The sequence below is a fragment of the Pseudomonas sp. AMR01 genome (assembly GCF_041946035.1).
Classification (GTDB): Bacteria; Pseudomonadota; Gammaproteobacteria; order Pseudomonadales; family Pseudomonadaceae; genus Aquipseudomonas; species Aquipseudomonas antarctica_B.
Map to the genome: position 1 here is coordinate 37703 of NZ_JAUTYR010000008.1, position 17025 is coordinate 54727.

Annotated in this window: 18 protein-coding genes and 1 pseudogene; 5 read left to right on the forward strand and 14 right to left on the reverse strand. The window is 59.4% G+C overall.

Annotated elements, in window-relative coordinates:
* Positions 1-115 precede the first annotated feature (115 nt).
* From Q7C20_RS09945 to ccoN (Q7C20_RS10000), 12 genes are all read right to left on the reverse strand, one after another.
* A complete protein-coding gene (locus tag Q7C20_RS09945; RefSeq protein WP_348059940.1) occupies positions 116-655 on the reverse strand; it encodes a FixH family protein in 540 nt (179 codons plus the stop codon).
* A gap of 32 nt (positions 656-687) precedes the next feature.
* The gene (gene ccoG, locus Q7C20_RS09950; protein WP_375067022.1) at positions 688-2091 is read right to left on the reverse strand and encodes a cytochrome c oxidase accessory protein CcoG; all 1404 of its coding nucleotides are present in this window, start codon (positions 2089-2091) and stop codon (positions 688-690) included.
* Positions 2092-2265: 174 nt separating this feature from the next.
* A complete protein-coding gene (locus Q7C20_RS09955) occupies positions 2266-2676 on the reverse strand; it encodes a type II toxin-antitoxin system VapC family toxin (protein WP_375067024.1) in 411 nt (136 codons plus the stop codon).
* Entirely contained in the window at positions 2676-2930 is a 255-nt protein-coding gene (locus tag Q7C20_RS09960) for a type II toxin-antitoxin system Phd/YefM family antitoxin (protein ID WP_375067026.1), read from the reverse strand. The genes Q7C20_RS09955 and Q7C20_RS09960 overlap by 1 nt, the downstream gene beginning before the upstream one ends.
* 167 nt (positions 2931-3097) lie before the next feature.
* A complete protein-coding gene (gene ccoP / locus Q7C20_RS09965) occupies positions 3098-4078 on the reverse strand; it encodes a cytochrome-c oxidase, cbb3-type subunit III (protein WP_375067028.1) in 981 nt (326 codons plus the stop codon).
* Positions 4075-4260 carry a cbb3-type cytochrome c oxidase subunit 3 gene (locus Q7C20_RS09970; RefSeq protein WP_348059946.1) on the reverse strand — a complete coding sequence of 62 codons (186 nt, stop codon included), beginning with the start codon at positions 4258-4260 and terminating at the stop codon, positions 4075-4077. Before Q7C20_RS09970 ends, ccoP (Q7C20_RS09965) begins: the two co-directional genes overlap by 4 nt.
* A 5-nt stretch (positions 4261-4265) precedes the next feature.
* Complete coding sequence (gene ccoO, locus Q7C20_RS09975; RefSeq protein WP_348059948.1) at positions 4266-4874, reverse strand: cytochrome-c oxidase, cbb3-type subunit II; 609 nt, start codon at positions 4872-4874, stop codon at positions 4266-4268.
* A complete protein-coding gene (gene ccoN, locus Q7C20_RS09980; protein ID WP_375067030.1) occupies positions 4874-6316 on the reverse strand; it encodes a cytochrome-c oxidase, cbb3-type subunit I in 1443 nt (480 codons plus the stop codon). Before ccoN (Q7C20_RS09980) ends, ccoO (Q7C20_RS09975) begins: the two co-directional genes overlap by 1 nt.
* A gap of 447 nt (positions 6317-6763) precedes the next feature.
* Positions 6764-7711 carry a cytochrome-c oxidase, cbb3-type subunit III gene (ccoP, locus tag Q7C20_RS09985; RefSeq protein WP_375067032.1) on the reverse strand — a complete coding sequence of 316 codons (948 nt, stop codon included), beginning with the start codon at positions 7709-7711 and terminating at the stop codon, positions 6764-6766.
* Entirely contained in the window at positions 7708-7908 is a 201-nt protein-coding gene (locus tag Q7C20_RS09990) for a cbb3-type cytochrome oxidase subunit 3 (RefSeq protein WP_375067034.1), read from the reverse strand. The genes ccoP (Q7C20_RS09985) and Q7C20_RS09990 overlap by 4 nt, the downstream gene beginning before the upstream one ends.
* 3 nt (positions 7909-7911) lie before the next feature.
* Positions 7912-8520, reverse strand: a complete 609-nt coding sequence (gene ccoO / locus Q7C20_RS09995) for a cytochrome-c oxidase, cbb3-type subunit II (RefSeq protein ID WP_348059956.1) — start codon at positions 8518-8520, stop codon at positions 7912-7914.
* A 10-nt stretch (positions 8521-8530) separates the two neighbouring features.
* Positions 8531-9955: a cytochrome-c oxidase, cbb3-type subunit I gene (gene ccoN / locus Q7C20_RS10000; protein WP_375067036.1), complete on the reverse strand. Its 1425-nt coding sequence runs from the start codon at positions 9953-9955 to the stop codon at positions 8531-8533.
* A gap of 79 nt (positions 9956-10034) precedes the next feature.
* Here ccoN (Q7C20_RS10000) and Q7C20_RS10005 point away from each other — a divergent pair, with 79 nt between their 5' ends.
* Positions 10035-10727 (forward strand): alpha/beta family hydrolase, encoded by a 693-nt coding sequence (locus Q7C20_RS10005; RefSeq protein WP_375067038.1) that lies wholly within the window; start codon positions 10035-10037, stop codon positions 10725-10727.
* A 107-nt stretch (positions 10728-10834) separates the two neighbouring features.
* Here Q7C20_RS10005 and Q7C20_RS10010 read toward each other — a convergent pair whose 3' ends face one another.
* Together Q7C20_RS10010 and Q7C20_RS10015 are read right to left on the reverse strand one after the other, a co-directional pair.
* Entirely contained in the window at positions 10835-12400 is a 1566-nt protein-coding gene (locus Q7C20_RS10010; protein ID WP_348058123.1) for a PAS domain-containing methyl-accepting chemotaxis protein, read from the reverse strand.
* 74 nt (positions 12401-12474) lie between these two features.
* On the reverse strand, positions 12475-13266 hold the full coding sequence (locus tag Q7C20_RS10015; RefSeq protein ID WP_375067040.1) for a type II CAAX prenyl endopeptidase Rce1 family protein: 792 nt from the start codon (positions 13264-13266) through the stop codon (positions 12475-12477).
* A gap of 735 nt (positions 13267-14001) precedes the next feature.
* Here Q7C20_RS10015 and Q7C20_RS10020 point away from each other — a divergent pair.
* The 4 genes and pseudogenes from Q7C20_RS10020 to rfbA all read left to right on the forward strand — a co-directional run bounded on the left by Q7C20_RS10020 (position 14002) and on the right by rfbA (position 17000).
* Positions 14002-14901: a glycosyltransferase family 2 protein gene (locus Q7C20_RS10020; protein ID WP_375067177.1), complete on the forward strand. Its 900-nt coding sequence runs from the start codon at positions 14002-14004 to the stop codon at positions 14899-14901.
* Between the two features lie 37 nt (positions 14902-14938).
* Positions 14939-15220: pseudogene (locus tag Q7C20_RS10025) on the forward strand (GDP-mannose 4,6-dehydratase); the annotation flags it as partial.
* Entirely contained in the window at positions 15217-16113 is an 897-nt protein-coding gene (gene rfbD, locus Q7C20_RS10030; RefSeq protein ID WP_375067041.1) for a dTDP-4-dehydrorhamnose reductase, read from the forward strand. The pseudogene Q7C20_RS10025 and the gene rfbD, both read left to right, overlap by 4 nt.
* 2 nt (positions 16114-16115) lie before the next feature.
* On the forward strand, positions 16116-17000 hold the full coding sequence (rfbA, locus tag Q7C20_RS10035) for a glucose-1-phosphate thymidylyltransferase RfbA (protein WP_348058131.1): 885 nt from the start codon (positions 16116-16118) through the stop codon (positions 16998-17000).
* Positions 17001-17025 lie beyond the last annotated feature (25 nt).

Consider the following 17025-nt stretch of genomic DNA (forward strand, 5'->3'; position numbering starts at 1 on the left):
GTTGGAATCTATAGTGGCTGGGAGGGCCTCATCGCGGGCAAGCCCGGCTCCCACAGGGAATGCATTGCAAACATGTGGGAGCGGGCTGGCCCGCGATGCGCGCAGAGCAGGCTGTTTACTTTTTCAGGTCTTCGGCGCCCTGCAGCGGTTCATCACCCAGCAGCAAGTCCTTGTCATGGCTGACCTGTTCCTCTTCGAACAGGCGCCAGGTCCGGTCGCCTTCCACGCCAAGCAACTCCACGAAGCGCCGGCCTTCGACCTTGTCGGTGACCTGGCCGATGTAGCGGCCCGGTTCGCTGTCGCTGCGGGCCAGGTTGATCTTGCGATCCTTCTCCGGCTGGGTCGGCGAAATCAGATTGAGCTCCAGGGTGGTCGGGTTGCTGTTGCCGGTCAGATTAACTTCGACTTCACCGGTCAGCTCATCCAGGTGCACCCTGGCGCGCAGTTGCAGGGTCTGGGCCAGCAACTCGCGGTCAAGGGAGCGGTTGATGCCTTTGCCGGCCTCGTAGTAGTTGTCGTTGACCAGGTTGTCGGGGTTGTTCACCGCGATGGTCACCATGGACAAGGTCAAGGTCACCGAGCAGGCCAGAATCCCGATAATGATCCAGGGCCAAAGGTGCTTGTACCAAGGGCTTGCGGCAGTTGCTGGGTGCATTGTTCAGCTCTCTTGTTAACGGAGTTTTCTGTTTAACGAACCTGGGGGCCGATAAATCGGCTCTTGGCTTCAATGTGGACACTGGCGTCATCGGCGTCCTTGAGGATGAAGGTGACCTCGTTGGTACTCGACGGCAATTGCTCCGGCGCGCTGGACAGTTCCACCGGCATGCTGAAAATTTCCCCGGCGGCCACTTTGATTTCGCGGCGGCCCTGCAGCTTGAGGTCCGGCAGGCCGGCGGCATCGAGCACGTAGGTGTGGTCGCGCTGGTCTTTGTTCATGATCTTCAGGCTGTAGACGTTTTCGATGCGGCCTTCGGCGTTTTCACGGTAGAGCACGCGGTCTTTGCTGACGTCGAAACCCACCAGTGAGCGCATGAAAAATGCGCCGGCCAGCAAGCCCATCATCGCCAGTAACACCAGCGCGTAGCCGATCAGGCGCGGGCGCAATTTATGGGTTTTTTGCCCGGACAAGTTGTGTTCGGTGGTGTAGCTGATCAGGCCGCGTGGGTACTCCATCTTGTCCATGATGGTGTCGCAGGCGTCGATGCACGCCGCGCAGCCAATGCACTCGATTTGCAGGCCGTCGCGGATGTCGATACCGGTCGGGCATACCTGCACGCACATCGTGCAATCGATGCAATCGCCCAGGCCCTGGGCCTTGTAGTCGACACCTTTTTTACGCGGGCCACGCACTTCGCCGCGGCGTGGGTCATAGGAGACGATCAAGGTGTCTTTGTCGAACATCACGCTCTGAAAGCGCGCGTAAGGGCACATGTAGATGCACACCTGTTCGCGTAGCCAGCCGGCATTGCCGTAGGTGGCGAGGGTGAAAAAGCCAACCCAGAAATAGGACCAGCCATCCGCCTGGCCGGTGAAGAAGTCGAACACCAGCTCGCGGATCGGCGAGAAGTAGCCGACGAAAGTCAGGCCGGTGACGAAGCCGATCAACAGCCACAGCGTGTGCTTGCTGATTTTGCGCAGGAATTTGTTGGCGCCCATTGGCGCCTTGTCGAGCTTGATGCGTTGGTTGCGGTCGCCTTCAGTGACTTTTTCGCACCACATGAAGATCCACGTCCACACGCTTTGCGGGCAGGTGTAACCGCACCACACGCGACCGGCGTACACCGTGATGAAGAACAGGCCGAAGGCCGCAACAATAAGAATGCCCGAGAGCAGAATGAAATCCTGGGGCCAGAAGGTCGCGCCGAAAATGAAGAACTTGCGCTCCGGCAGGTTCCACCAGACGGCTTGGTGGCCACCCCAATTCAGCCACACGGTGCCGAAGTAGAGCAGGAACAAACCGGCGCCGCCGAGCATGCGCAAGTTGCGGAACAGGCCGGTGAAGGCGCGGGTGTAGATTTTCTCTCGCGAGGCGTAGAGGTCGACGGTTTTGGCAGGCGGGGTAACGTCGTGTACCGGTATTTGGTCGCTCATCATTGCATCCCACGGCGGTGGAGATTTGCCTCGACCAGTACGTGCCAGTCGGGGTCAAATTAGGGGTATTGCAGTGTTCTAATGATACGCCCCCGAGGGTGGTGAGCGGGGGCGACCTACGTGATCTGGATCAATGGACTTGGCAAGTATGGACGGTTTTCGCGGGTAGGCCGGTCATTCGTCCCAGGGATTGATTAACGCGACACCGCTGGATTTGAAGTCGTTGACGTTCCGCGTGACGACGGTGAGCCCATGAACCAACGCGGTGGCGGCAATCAATGCGTCACTTTCGTTGGCCTGGTCGGGCACGTGCAGGTGGGCGCAGCGCAGCGCCACGGCGGCATCAACCGGCAGTATTCGAGCATCGAACGCCGGCATCACGTGGCGCTTGAGCCAGGTTCGCAATAATTTCCCCTGCGCCGGGTCTCGGCGCTCCATGCGCAGCACGCAGGTTTCCAATTCCTTCACCGTAATCGCCGATATAAACAGGCGCGCTGCGATGACGCTTTTGGCCCAGGCAATGACGTTCTTGTTTGCGTGGGGTTTACGAAGTTCCGAGATGACGTTGGTGTCGAGCAGATACATCAAGAGAGGTCCACGGGTCGATGAGTGATCACGGCGCGTTCGGTGTCGAAGTCGATGTCGGCCGTTTCCGGCATCACCAACAGGTCAACAATGTCGGCATTGAGGCCAGTCAGTTTTTGGTAGTCCTCAATGCTTAGCAGTACATGGGCAGGCTTGCCGCGATCGGTGATAAAAACCGGCCCCTGGCGGGCGGCTTTTTTGGCACCACTTGTGTCTTGATTGAATTCGCGGCTGGAAATAGTGGTGATGGTCATGGGGAGCGCCCCTTCGTCGGACTGAATGTAGTTACGTTACTACTTGGCGTGAGCGGGGGGCAAGCTCAAGGCTATAAGCGGTCATTTGCCCGCCTGTTTAAACATCACACCAAGACAAAAAAAGCCCCGTCAGCTTTAGCCGCGCGGGGCCTTTTAGTGTGTGCGGGTTACTCCTGTTGCTCAGCCTGCTTGTCCCCATGGGAAAGGCTGTACACATACGCCGCGAGCAAGTGCACTTTGTCGTTGCCCTGCAATTGCTCCTGCGCAGGCATCTGGCCCTGGCGGCCGTAACGGATGGTCTGTTGCAGTTGCGCAAAGCTTGAGCCGTAGATGAAGGCGCCGGGATGGGTCAGGTCGGGCGCGCCCATTGCCGGGGTGCCTTTACCGGCCGGGCCGTGGCAGGCCACGCAGTTGGCGGCGAAGAGTTTCGCGCCGTTGGCCACGTCAGCCTTGGCGCCTTCCGGCAGTTTGCGTCCGTCGAGGTTGGTCACCACAAAGGCCGACACGTCAGCCACGCCTTGCTCGCCAATCACTTCGGCCCAGGCCGGCATCACCGCGTGGCGGCCTTTCATGATGGTTTCCTTGATGGTGGCGGGCTCGCCGCCCCAGCGCCAATCGGCGTCGGTCAGGTTGGGAAAGCCGTAGGCGCCCTTGGCGTCGGAACCGTGGCACACCGAGCAGTTGGAGGCGAACAGGCGACCGCCCATCTTCAGGGCTTGCGGGTCTTTGGCGACGTCTTCAATCGGCATCGAGGCGAACTTGGCGAAGATCGGCCCGAACCTGGCGTCCGACCGGGCCATTTCCTTTTCCCATTCGTGCACGCCGGTCCAGCCGGTCTTGCCGTTGGCAAACTGGGTTTGCTTGTCGTTGTCGAGGTAGTTGTAGCCCGGCAGCAAGCCTTTCCAGTTGCCCAGGCCTGGATACAGCGCGAGGTAGCCGAGGGCAAAGATGATGGTGCCGACGAACAGCATGAACCACCATTTTGGCAGCGGGTTGTCGTACTCCTCGATGCCATCGAACGAGTGGCCGACGGTCTCGTCCGTTTGCTCGCTGCGTTGCCCCCGGCGGGTCGACAACAGCAGCCAGGTCAGGGCGAAAATGGTACCCAGACTGAGGACTGTGACGTACAGACTCCAGAACGTAGTCATTCTTTATTACTCCTAGAAGCTCTCTCGACGTGCTTGATGGCTTCGGGATCATCCGCGAAGGGCAGCATGGTTGCGTCGTCAAACTCCGACTTGCGGCGGGGGCTGAATACCCACAACGCCAGGCCGATAAAGGCCACCATCACCACAACGGTGCCCAGGCCTCGAATCATCCCGATATCCATGAAGATCACCGTTTGCTTTTGATGAGGGTGCCCAGGCCCTGCAGGTAGGCCACCAATGCGTCCATTTCGGTCTTGCCTTTCACGGCAGCGGCGGCGCCGGCGATGTCTTCATCGGTGTAGGGCACGCCCAGGGTGCGCAGGACTTCGAGTTTCTTCGCGGTGTCCTTGCCGTCGAGCTTGTTTTCCACGAGGAACGGGTACGCCGGCATTTTCGACTCGGGCACCACGTTGCGCGGGTTGTACAAGTGTGCACGGTGCCAGTCATCGGAGTAGCGCGCGCCGACGCGAGCCAGGTCTGGCCCGGTGCGCTTGGAACCCCACAGGAACGGGTGGTCCCACACGCTTTCGCCCGCTACCGAGTAGTGGCCGTAACGTTCGGTTTCGGCGCGGAACGGGCGGATCATCTGCGAGTGGCAACCCACGCAGCCGTTGGCGATGTAAACGTCACGGCCCTCAACTTCAAGGGCGGTGCGCGGCTTCATGCCCTCGACCGGCTTGTTGGTCACGTCCTGGAAAAACAGCGGAACGATTTGGGTCAGGCCGCCGATGCTCACGGCGATGACCATGAAGAAGGCCAGCAGGCCGATATTCTTCTCGACTACTTCGTGCTTCATCAGTGGGCTCCCACGACGGCGATCTTGGCGGCGGCTTCGGCTTCTTCAGGGTCGCAGGCACGCACGGTGCGCCAGACGTTGTAGGCCATGAGGAACATGCCGCTGGCAAAGAACGCACCGCCCAGCGCACGGACGATATAGCCCGGATGGCTGGCTTGCAGCGCTTCGACGAAGGAGTAGGTGAGGGTGCCGTCATCGTTGATCGCACGCCACATCAAGCCCTGGGTGATGCCGTTGACCCACATCGAGGCGATGTAGAGCACCGTGCCGATGGTGGCCAGCCAGAAGTGCGCGTTGATCAGGCCGACGCTGTGCATCTGCGCCCGGCCGAACAGTTTCGGGATCATGTGGTAGAGAGCGCCGATGGAAATCATCGCCACCCAGCCCAGCGCCCCGGCGTGTACGTGGCCGATGGTCCAGTCGGTGTAGTGGGACAGCGAGTTGACGGTCTTGATCGCCATCATCGGGCCTTCGAAGGTCGACATGCCGTAGAACGCCAGCGACACCACGAGGAAACGCAGGATCGGGTCGGTGCGCAACTTATGCCAGGCGCCCGAGAGGGTCATCATGCCGTTGATCATGCCGCCCCAGCTGGGCGCCAGCAGGATGATCGACATGGCCATGCCCAGCGACTGTGCCCAGTCCGGCAAGGCGGTGTAGTGCAGGTGGTGCGGGCCAGCCCAGATGTACAGGGTGATCAGCGCCCAGAAGTGCACGATGGACAGGCGATAGGAATAGATCGGACGTTCGGCCTGTTTCGGCACGAAGTAATACATCATCCCCAGAAAGCCGGTGGTGAGAAAGAAGCCCACGGCGTTGTGGCCGTACCACCACTGGATCATCGCGTCCGTCGCCCCGGCGTAGGCCGAGTAGGACTTGAACCAGCTCACGGGCAACGAAGCGTGGTTGACGATGTGCAGCATCGCTGTCACCAGGATGAAGGCACCGTAGAACCAGTTACCCACGTAAATGTGCTTGGTCTTGCGCTTGACGATGGTGCCGAAGAACACCAAGGCGTAAGTCACCCACACAATGGCCAGCAAAATGGCGATCGGCCATTCCAGCTCGGCGTATTCCTTGGTGGTGGTGTAGCCCAGGGGCAGGGTGATGATGGCGCCGAGAATCACGGCTTGCCAGCCCCAGAAGGTGAAGGCGGCGAGGCCATCGGAGATCAGTCGCGTCTGGCAGGTTCGCTGCACGACATAGTAGGAAGTGGCAAACAATGCACATCCGCCGAAGGCGAAAATCACCAGGTTGGTGTGCAGCGGGCGCAGGCGACCGAAGGTCGTCCATGGCAAACCGAAATTCAATTCCGGCCAAACCAGTTGCGAGGCGATGAACACCCCGAGCCCCATGCCAAGGATCCCCCAGACCACCGTCATGATGGCGAACTGGCGGACTACCTTATAGTTATAAGCAGTCGGACTGATTGCTGTGCTCATTCTAAGGTTCCACGGTTTAGGTTTTTTTATTGTTGAAATCGGCCGCAAGTATGTAGAAACCGAGGGGCCATTGCAACGCAATGCCTGACCTGTATCAATGCGTTCCACGCCAGATTCTGCGCCTTTTCCCTGTTTGGTATAAGGACAAAATCCAAAATTGAAAGCTGATCGACTGGACAGAAATTTTTCCGGTCGCAACGACGGGTGTCGCGCACGCCAAAACCGGTCCACTGTGCAGGGAAGCGTAGACCCGAATGGCAGGAGGGGAAAGTTGGTGTTTGGAAGGTTGCGACATAGGGTCGCGAGTCACCGGTGAACCTGTGGCGAGGGAGCTTGCTCCCGCTGGAGAGCGCAGCGCTCCCAAGATTGTGGGGCTGCTGTGCAGCCCAGCGGGAGCAAGCTCCCTCGCCACAGTGGCCGCCCCCGATCGGGAGCGGCTGTCAAAGGCTATTCCGGCTGGCTTTCTGGCGTTGCGCCATTAGCGTTGTGTGACAGGCTGTACACGTAAGCGGCCAGCAAGTGCACTTTGTCATTGCCTTGCAGCACTTCCTGCGCCGGCATTTGGCCTTGGCGGCCATGGCGGATGGTTTGCTGCAACTGCGCCAGGCTGGTGCCGTAGATGAAACCGGCGGGCTGCGTCAGGTTCGGCGCGCCCATGGCTTCGACGCCGTGGCCCTGAGGGCCGTGGCAGGCCACGCACGTGGTGTTGAACACGGCTTGGCCGGCGGCGAGATCCGCCGTGCTGTCCGCCGGCAATGGCAACTTGGCCAGGTCATGACGCACATAGGCGGCGACGTTTTTCACTCCGTCGTCCCCCAACACTTCACCCCAGGCCGGCATCGCCGCGTGACGACCGTTCAGGATGGTGGTTTTGATCGCCTCGGCTGAACCGCCCCAGCGCCAGAGGTTGTCCGCAAGATTCGGGAAGCCATATGCGCCCTTGGCGTCCGAGCCGTGGCACACCGCGCAGTTGGAGGCGAACAGGCGACCGCCCATTTTCAGCGCCTGCGGGTCCTTGGCCACTTCTTCTACCGGCATGGCCGCAAACTTGGCAAAGATCGGCCCGAACCTGGTGTCGGCCCTGGCCATCTCCTTGTCCCACTCCTTGGCCGACGTCCAGCCGTCTTCATAGCCCGGCAATATGCCTTTCCAGTTGCCCAGGCCCGGGTAGAGGATCAGGTAGCCGACGGCAAACACCAAGGTGCCGGCGAACAGCATGAACCACCACTGGGGCAGCGGGTTGTCGTACTCCTCGATACCATCAAAGGCGTGGCCCATGGTCTGGTCGACGCTGCCCTTGGTCTCGCCCTTGCGGGTGCCGATCAACAGCCAGGTCAGGCCGATCAGGCTGCCGAGGGTCAGTACGCAGATCCATGCACTCCAAAAGGCTGTCATAGCGGGGTGCTCCTTGTTTCAGGCGCTTCTTGCGTGTCGGATGGGAGAGGTTCATCGGCGAACGGCAGCAGGCGCGCCTGCTCGAAATCCGCCGTGCGCCGGTGGTTGAACACCCACAGCGACAGGCCGATAAAGGCAATGGCGACGACCAGCGTGCCAAGCCCGCGGATGGTGCCTGCATCGAATTCAAATCCCATGGCTCACCTCTTGCTCTTGATGGCAGTGCCGAGCACTTGCAGGTACGAAACCAGCGCGTCCATCTCGGTCTTGCCCTTGAGGCTGGCGACGGCGCCACTGATGTCGTCGTCGGTGTAGGGCACGCCGAGGGTGCGCATCACCTTCAACTTGGTCTCGGTGCTGCTGCTGTCGACCTGCGCCGTGACCAGCCACGGGTAGGCCGGCATTTTCGACTCCGGCACCACGTTGCGCGGGTTGTACAGGTGCGCGCGGTGCCAGTCGTCCGAGTAGCGCGCGCCCACGCGGGCCAGGTCCGGCCCGGTGCGCTTGGAACCCCACAGGAACGGGTGGTCCCACACGCTTTCGCCCGCTACCGAGTAGTGGCCGTAACGTTCGGTCTCGGCGCGGAACGGGCGGATCATCTGCGAATGGCATTGCACACAGCCTTCGCGGATGTAGATGTCGCGGCCTTCCAGTTGCAGCGCGGTGTAAGGCTTCATGCCTTCCACCGGCTTGTTGGTCACGTCCTGAAAGAACAGCGGGACGATCTGGGTCAGGCCGCCGATGCTCACGGCGAGCACCATCAGCAGCATCAGCAGGCCGACGTTTTTTTCAATCGTTTCGTGTTTCATCACAGACTCCTCAAGCCAGCTGCACAGTGGTGGCGGCTTCGGCAGGCTGCGCCGAACGCACGGTGCGCCAGGTGTTGTAAGCCATCAGCAACATGCCGCTGAGGAACACTGCACCGCCCACCAGCCGCACGATGAAGCCCGGATGGCTGGCCACCAGGGTTTCGACGAAGGAGTAGGTCAAGGTGCCGTCCTCGTTGACCGCACGCCACATCAGGCCCTGGGCGATGCCGTTGACCCACATCGAGGCGATATAGAGCACGGTGCCGATGGTGGCGAGCCAGAAATGCGCGTTGATCAGGCCGAGGCTGTACATCTGCTCGCGACCGAAGACTTTGGGGATCATGTGGTACAGCGCGCCGATGGAGATCATCGCGACCCAACCCAGCGCCCCGGCGTGTACGTGGCCGATGGTCCAGTCGGTGTAGTGGGAGAGGGCGTTGACGGTCTTGATCGCCATCATCGGGCCTTCGAAGGTCGACATGCCGTAGAACGCCAGGGAGACCACGAGGAAGCGCAGGATCGGGTCGCTGCGCAATTTATGCCACGCGCCCGAGAGGGTCATCATGCCGTTGATCATGCCGCCCCAGCTTGGGGCCAGCAGCACCAGCGACATCACCATGCCCAGTGATTGCGCCCAGTCCGGCAGCGCGGTGTAGTGCAAGTGGTGCGGGCCGGCCCAGATGTACAGGGTGATCAGCGCCCAGAAGTGCACGATCGACAAGCGATAGGAATACACCGGACGCTCGGCCTGTTTCGGCACGAAGTAATACATCATGCCAAGGAAGCCTGCGGTGAGGAAAAACCCTACCGCGTTATGCCCGTACCACCACTGCACCATGGCATCTGTCGCACCGCCGTAGGCCGAGTAGGACTTGGTCCAGCTCACCGGCAGGGACGCGTGGTTGACGATGTGCAGAATGGCCACGGTGATGATGAACGCACCGAAGAACCAGTTACCGACGTAGATGTGTTTGGTTTTGCGCTTCATCACCGTGCCGAAAAACACCACGCCATAGGCGACCCAGACCACGGCGATCAAAATGGCGATCGGCCATTCCAGCTCGGCGTATTCCTTGGAGGTGGTGTAGCCCAGCGGCAAGCTGATGGCCGCCAGCACAATCACCAGTTGCCAGCCCCAGAAGCAGAACGCGGCGATTTTCGGCGCGAACAGTTGGGTTTGGCAGGTGCGTTGCACCGAGTAGAACGAGCTGGCGAACAGCGCGCAGCCACCGAAGGCAAAGATAACTGCGTTGGTGTGCAACGGGCGCAGGCGACCGAAGCTGGTCCAGGGCAAATCGAAGTTGAGTGCAGGCCATACCAATTGGGCCGCGAGAAAAACCCCGAGGCCCATGCCGACGATGCCCCACACCACCGTCATAATGGCGAATTGGCGGACCACCTTGTAGTTATAGGCGGTACTTAAAGTAGTGTTCATGGTTCCCCATCCACGGTTCAACCCAAGCAAATGCGGCACTTGGGCTGGAGTTATAGGCAGACTAAAAAGCGAGGCAAGCATGGGCAAAGAGCACAAGGCCAGTATTGACGGGGATCAATGGGCGCAGTGTGCGCGCGAGCGCGGCTGGTTGTGGGATGCCGCGTCGCCGGTTGCAGGGCGTACACCTGTGACGTTGATTCTGGCCCACGGTGCGGGAGCGCCGATGGACTCGGCGTTCATGACCGATATGACTGCACGCCTTGCCGGGCATGGCGTTAACGTGTTGCGCTTCGAGTTTCCCTACATGGCTCAGCGCCGTGTGGACGGCGGTAAACGCCCGCCGAATCCGGCGCCCAAGCTGTTGGAAGCGTGGCGTGCGGTGTATGCCGAGGTGCGACGTCATGTCGCTGGGAAGCTGGCGATTGGCGGCAAGTCCATGGGCGGGCGCATGGCGAGTTTATTGGCGGATGAATTGGGCGCAGATGGGCTGGTGTGTCTGGGCTATCCGTTTTATGCGGTGGGCAAACCGGAAAAGCCACGGGTGGAGCATTTGGCTGAGCTGAAGACGCCGACGTTGATTGTGCAAGGCGAGCGCGATGCACTGGGGAATCGGGCGGCGGTGGAAGGCTATGTGTTGTCGCCGAGCATCGAGGTGATGTGGCTGGTGGCGGGGGATCATGATTTGAAGCCGTTGAAGGCGTCGGGGTTTAGTCATGAGCAGCATGTGCAGGCTGCGGCGGTGCAGGTGGCTGGGTTTCTCGGGGCGGCTTGAGTGAAACCTGTGGCGAGGGAGCTTGCTCACGCTGGGCTGCGCAGCGGCCCCAAAATCTTGGGAGCGCTTCGCACTCCAGCGGGAGCAAGCTCCCTCGCCACAGCGGTCTAGCGGTTAAAACGCTCTACCAGCGAGTACTGAGTATTCGCGGTATGGGTCAGCTCTTCACTCAACTGCGCCGAGTTCAAGGCCTGTTCCGAAGTCTGATCCGCCAGCAGCGCGATGGTGCTGATGTTGCGGCTGATCTCTTCGGCTACAGCGCTTTGCTCTTCAGTGGCCGCAGCAATCTGCGTGGTCATGTCAGTGATATTCGCCACGGCCTCGCTGATGCCCACCAGCGCCTTGTCTGCCTCCATCACCCGAGCCACACCTTCTTCGGCCTGGCGGTGCCCGGCGTCCATGGTTTGTACGGCAGCCGCCGCAGTGTGTTGCAGCTTGGCGATCAGGGTGTGGATCTGCCCGGTGGACTCAGCCGTGCGCTGCGCCAGTTGGCGCACTTCATCCGCTACCACCGCAAACCCGCGACCCATCTCACCGGCACGCGCCGCTTCAATCGCTGCGTTCAACGCCAGCAGGTTGGTCTGGTCGGCAATGCCTTTGATCACATCCACCACGCCGCCGATTTCATCGCTGTCCTTGGCCAACTGCGTGACGGTCACGCCCGTTTCGCCCACGGCCACCGACAGACGCTGGATGGCGTCGCGGGTTTCCCCGGCAATATCACGACCGCGCCCGGTCAGGCGATTGGCTTCCTGGGTGGCATCGGCGGTGCGCTGCACATGGCTGGCGACTTCCTGAGTGGTCGCCGCCATCTGGTTAACGGCGGTGGCCACTTGCTCAGTTTCGACGCGTTGGCGTTCCAGGCCGCTGGAGCTGTTGTGCGCCAGGGTGTTGGACTGCGCCGCTTGGGAATTGAGGTGCTCAGCGGTGTCCTGCAAGCGGGTAAGGCAGGTCTTCAGACGCGCTTCCTGGCTGAGGATCGACATCTCCAGCCGCGCCTGTGCGCCACGGCTGTCGGTGTACATCTGCGCGATCAACGGGTCGGAGGTGGTCTGCTCGGCCAGGCGCAACAGGCGCTTGAGGCCGCGCTGCTGCCAGCTCAGGCCCAGCAGGCCCAGTGGCACGGACAGTGCCGCCGCCAGGGCAAAGCCCCAGTGGGAATTGAGCGAGGCGCCGATCATGAAGCTCAGCTGGCTGACCAGGATAAACGGCAGCCAGTCCTGCAGCACCGGCAGCCACTTGTCGCGCTGGGGAACGGCCGACTTGCCCTTGTTGATGCGTTGATAGAGCGCTTCGGCCCGGCGAATCTGCTCGGCGGTGGGCTTGATGCGCACCGATTCGTAGCCGATCACCTGGCTGCCATCGAAGACCGGCGTCACATAGGCGTTAACCCAGTAGTGATCGCCGGTCTTGCAGCGGTTCTTCACAATGCCCATCCATGGCAAGCCTTGTTTGAGCGTGGTCCACATGTGCGCGAATACGGCCGCCGGGACGTCCGGGTGACGCACCAGATTGTGCGGGGCACGAATCAGCTCGTCACGGGTGAACCCACTGATTTCGACGAAGGCGTCGTTGCAGTAGGTGATGACCCCTTTGGCATCTGTGGTGGAGATCAACCGTTGCTGAGCGGGGAAGGTACGTTCGCGCTGGGTAACGGGTTGGTTATTACGCATAGTTGTTCAATCCGCAAGGCTTTGAAGGGGTATCGGCCGGGATTGAGGTTTATTTAACTTAAATTTTGCAACAATCAGCCGGCCAGCATCGGGTAGGTAAACAGCCCGAAGTGAAGCAGATTCAGGCCAAAATGCGTGGCAATCGCTGCGCCCAAGCCGCCGAAACGATAGGCCAGGCCATAACCGACGCCCGCAATGCTCGCCAGCAACACCCAATGCCAGCCTGCGTCCAGGTGCATCAGGCCGAATAGCAGCGAGGCCAATAACAGCGCAACGTTTTCGCCATAGGGCAGGTGTTTGAAGCGCCGGCTCAGGCCGCCCTGCACGTAGCCTCGGAACAACGCCTCCTCCACCAGGGTCACCAGCAACAGGTTGTTCAGCACCCACAGCCACGCTTGTTCCGGCCATTTCGGTGCCCAACTGATGATGCCCAGCAGTGCTGCGCCACCCAACGCGGCCACCGCCGTCAGGGCCAGAGCCAGGGCGGTGACATAAAGTGTCAGGCGCAGCGAGCGGCGCGCCACGATCCATGGGCAGGCCAGCAGCAGCCAGAAGCCAATCAGTGGCTTGTCCTGATTCAGGTACAGCGAGAAGGGCACTGCATCCGGCGTCAAACGCTGGGGGGGTATAACGCGCCCGTTATAGAAGCCTGGCAGCCAGTGCATCGCCAGCCCCAGAGCGAGGACGATAAACAGACCGTGGCCGAGGTAACGCGCCCACGGGGTGCGTTGCTGGCGAACCGCGTAGCCGGCGATCAGCAACAGCGCAATAGACACCACTGCCAGCACGCCCAGTTGACCGTAGGTCAGGGCCAGCACATAGCCGATGGAGAGAAGCACCAGGTACATCCAGGGCAGAGCGATCATTGTGAGATCCTTGTAAAAAACTCGGCGGCAGTATAACGACCGGTCTGCTGTCCCGGCATTAAAATTCCTCCACGCAGAACGCGCGAGTGAAGCGATTGCCAGGTGTGTTTATGGCTGGTTATAGCCCCCGTGTCTTTATCCCCTCACTCAAGATCAGCCCATGCCAGCTTCCCCTCGCATAGCGGTAATCGATTCAGCGTTCAACGCTGCGGTCGTGCCGTGCGGGAATCAGCAGCCTGCGCAGATCAGTCATTACCCCCCACCTGTCAGTAGCGCGCCGGTATACGCAGTCGTATCACCGCCGGGTGTTTGTGTTCCGCAAACGCTGAGTGTTGGCTCACTTTCTCAGGAGTAAGGGGGACTTCGTCGGCTACGGCTGCGAAGTCCGCTTTTACCGGCTAGGCTTGCCGAGGCTGACGAAATAAGCGGGCGCAGCACTTTTCCAAGTGGGGCGTATTGAGTTTTTTCGAAATGCCGAATTGACAGACGGTAGGGCACGGCGCAACTTGGCTATGTAGAGCGGTCGGGGGCTAATTGAAGCGCTTAGAGGTTTGTTTTGTCAGATTGTACCGACAGAACATTGCTGCAATAATCGCCGCCGTCAAAAGGCATATTTCCTGTTTTCTTACGGGATAATTAGTGCGTTCGCAAAGGGATATTGTGACTATTATCGCATTGCGCAGGCCTTCCTATGTCCATTCGAATAATGTTTGCTTAGCGAATATTGCAGTTTTGATGTGCACATATAATGGCGAGGCGTTCCTTGCTGAGCAGCTCAACTCCGTTGAGCAGCAGAGCCATCAACATTGGAACCTGATCGTTTCTGACGACGGCTCTCGGGATGCCACGCCTGCGATTCTGCAAGCCTATGCCGACCGCTGGGGCAATGATCGACTCAAGGTCGTTAGTGGCCCGGGAACAGGGTTTGTAGCCAATTTTCTTTCGTTAACTTGTCGCACTGATATCAGCGCCGATTATTTCGCCTGGTGTGATCAGGACGATATCTGGAACCACGACAAGTTACAGGTGGCCACGCACTGGCTGCAGACGATACCTGCGCATATTCCCGCTCTCTACTGTGGTCGCACTGAGTTAATCAGCGACATAGGCGCAACGCTTGGCTTTTCACCTCTTTTCTCTCTACCGCCCCATTTCTCCAATGCGCTTGTTCAGAGTATTGCGGGGGGTAATACAATGGTCTTCAACAGTGCCGCTCGTGATTTAATCGTCGAGGCTGGCTCAAAGATTGAAGTGCCCTCTCACGATTGGTGGATCTATCAGCTTGTTACAGGGGCTGGAGGCGTTGTGCATTATGATGCCGAACCGAAAATGCTGTATCGCCAGCACGATGAAAACCTGATCGGCAGCAACTCCAGTTGGGCGGCACGCCTAGTTCGGCTGAAGATGATTTTTCAGGGGCGATTTTACGAATGGAACAATCAGAACATCTGTGCGCTCGAAGCGATGGAGCACTGTCTTCGCGAAGAGCATCGTGCAACGCTTAAATGCTTTAAAAACGCGCGAAGTCAAACGTTATTCAGGCGAGTGTCAGGCTTCCAGTCGGCCGGTTTGTACCGGCAGACGGTACTGGGAAACCTTGGGCTAATCCTTGCAATATTATTGAAAAAGATTTGACTCAATGACTGTTCCGGGAGCCGGCGGTGATTTCTCTGACACACTGGCAGGCAAAGCGCTGTCGGCTTACGGCGATGGTCAGCAAATCCGTGACTGGCTGTACGTAAAAGACTATCGCAGTGCGATTCGCCGTGTGCTGGAGGCAGACACTGAGGATGATGTCTATAATGCGGGAGGCTGGAAACCATTGGAGACCTTTGAAACCGGGATCCGCGAGACCGTTTAATGGTACTTGGACAATGAGGTGTGGGTGAGCGATATCCAATCCTGTTTGTGCGGTGAATGGTTCGATAAGAACTATTCCGAGCGCGCGGTATGAAAATTCTTCTGCTTGGAAAAAATGGCCAAGTCGGATGGGAATTACAACGCAGCCTGGCCTCTCTGGGCCAAGTCCTTGCGCTTGACTCCAAAAGCCAGGACTACTGCGGCGACTTGAGCGACCTGCAAGGGTTGGCAGCAACCGTGCAACGCTTCACGCCTGACGTAATCGTCAATGCGGCGGCCTACACGGCTGTCGACAAAGCCGAAAGCGAGCCGGCCCAGGCATTGCGTGTCAACGCCGAAGCTCCGGCTGTGCTGGCGGCAGAGGCCCTCAAGCTGAATGCCTTGCTGGTGCACTACTCCACCGATTATGTATTTGCCGGAAATGGCGATACACCTTGGCAGGAAAGCGATCCGGTTGGACCGCTGAGCGTCTATGGGTCGACCAAGCTACAAGGCGAGCAGGCTATTCAGGCCAGCGGCTGCGCGTACTTGATCTTCCGTACAAGCTGGGTCTATGCGGCGCGCGGCAATAACTTCGCCAAGACCATGCTGCGCCTGGCCTCGGAACGTGACAGCCTTAACGTGATTGACGATCAGTTCGGCACCCCCACCGGGGCAGACCTGCTGGCCGATGTCACCGCACACGCCATCCGCGCGGTGCACTTGAACCCCGGGCTCGAAGGGATCTACCATCTCGCGTCAGCCGGCGAAACAACGTGGCACCGCTATGCCCGTTTTGTGCTTGAACACGCGCAAGCGGCAGGGGTGCAACTCAAGGTTACTCCCGGTTCTGTCGGCGCAATTGCAACAGTGGCCTATCCTACACCCGCCAAGCGTCCCGGTAATTCCCGGCTCAATATTCAAAAACTGCAGAATGCCTTCTCATTGCACTTGCCTGAATGGCAAGACGGTGTGACACGGATGCTCACAGAAATTCTAGAGAAATGAACATGCTTAAACGTAAAGGAATCATTTTGGCCGGTGGTTCGGGCACGCGCCTGCACCCTGCAACCCTGGCAATTTCCAAACAGTTACTGCCGGTTTACGACAAACCGATGATCTACTACCCGCTGACCACGCTGATGCTGGCGGGTATTCGCGACATCCTGATCATTTCCACTCCCCAAGACACTCCGCGCTTCGAGCAACTGTTGGGTGATGGCAGCAAGTGGGGTTTGAACATTTCCTACGCCGTACAGGCTTCTCCGGATGGCCTTGCCCAGGCATTCATCATTGGTGAAGACTTTATCGGTAACGATTTGTCTGCACTGGTACTGGGTGACAACATCTACCACGGCCATCATTTCTACGATCTTCTCAATAGCGCGATGCTTCGGCACGACGGCGCCAGCGTGTTCGCGTATCACGTGAATGATCCAGAGCGTTATGGCGTTGTGGAGTTTGACGAGCAGGGCAAGGCAATCAGCCTGGAAGAGAAGCCGCTGAAACCCAAGTCGAGCTACGCGGTAACCGGTCTTTATTTCTATGACCGGGACGTGGTTGAAATTGCCAAAAGCATCAAGCCGTCTGCGCGTGGTGAACTCGAGATCACCGATCTCAACCGCATCTATATGGAGCGCGGCAAGCTGTCGGTAGAGATCATGGGCCGAGGCTATGCGTGGCTGGACACAGGCACCCACGATTCGCTGCTTGAGGCGAGTCTTTTCATCTCCACGCTTGAGCGTCGTCAGGGGCTAAAAGTGGCCTGCCCTGAAGAAATCGCGTTTCGCCAGAAGTGGATTGATGCCGAGCAGTTGGAAAAGCTCGCTGGGCCGCTTTCCAAGAATGGCTACGGCCAATATCTGATGCGTTTGCTGCACGAGAAGATTTTCTGACAGGGCTGAGTTTCGCGTGGTGATG